The sequence below is a fragment of the Vibrio sp. OPT46 genome (assembly GCF_015163535.1).
GTDB classification, from domain to species: Bacteria; Pseudomonadota; Gammaproteobacteria; order Enterobacterales; family Vibrionaceae; genus Vibrio; species Vibrio alginolyticus.
Map to the genome: position 1 here is coordinate 1 of NZ_JADDYG010000259.1, position 1,146 is coordinate 1,146.

Sequence of the window (1,146 nt, forward strand, 5' to 3'; positions counted from 1 at the left end):
CTTCTCCTCGTTCACTGCTCGCGATGCCAAAGTATACTTAGACGGTAAGCGTAAACACTTTGAGCGATTTATTGTGAAACATCCTACAGATTGGCATACAGAGTCGTCACAAAGTCTTTATGAATCAATCCATCAGACCGCAAAGGAAGCTCTAGATATTAAGTGCTCCGCTGGTTTTGTGACTATAGAGGACTACCGTAACTCCCCATGGCGCGATCAAGTGATGGATAGCTTTGATCTTTTCTCGCAATTCGAACTGGAAAGAGCAGATAAGTTCTCATGGATGCAAGATTTACAAGGTGATTTGCAACTAAGCGATGATAAGAGCCTTTGGCATTATTGGCCTTTTGTAGGAAATCACACCCAAAGTAAATGTTTCTGTAATCGTGATATTTCCAAGAGTTTTTTACTTGAAGTCTTAGGTGGAAAAGAAACTATTTTTGAGAACTCTCATTATGACAGTATGAGAAATGTTTCTTTAGATGAGTTATTAAATAGCTTGAATGACATGTTTAGGACGTATGAAATCGATGATTGTTTGAATAAAATCCACTTTCTGTCTCAAGCATTTCAAGAAAGTGATTTTTTCAAAACGACGGAAGAGTACTATTATAACGGGAAATATCCAGAGAAATGGAATAAGTACAGAGGTGGTGCATTCTATCATGGACGTGGTTTATTACAGATAACACATATAGAAAACTATGCTAAATACTTTGGTGTGAATACTAAAGATCTTACAAAAGAAATGATAGAAAGCGTTGCTAAAGATTTACACACGGCAGTAGATTCTTCAGGGTGGTTTTGGGTAAAAGGTAGTGCTTGGGGAGATATTCGTCCATTCGCTACCAAGAATGATCTATTTCGTGTAACGATCTCAGTAAATGGTGGTTACAATCATTTGTTAGAGAGAAAAAATAACTTATTAAAACTTTCAAAGTTGATTAATTGTAATTCAATATCCGATAACTATGACTTTAGTAAGTTTTATCTTAAGGATAGTTCAATGATCAATAAAAATTACTATAAAAGAAGTAAGAGTGTACATCACAAGCTGGAGTTAATGATAAATGAATAAAATGATTACATTTAGTTTAATCTTTTTATCAACATATTCTTTTGCGGAAAGCAGTATTACGCAAGAGC

At 34.9% G+C, this 1,146-nt stretch carries 1 pseudogene; it reads left to right on the forward strand.

Annotation, left to right across the window (positions count from 1 at the left end):
* Positions 1 to 1,078, forward strand: a pseudogene (locus IQR33_RS12195) (hypothetical protein); the annotation flags it as partial.
* Between the last annotated feature and the right edge of the window lie 68 nt (positions 1,079 to 1,146).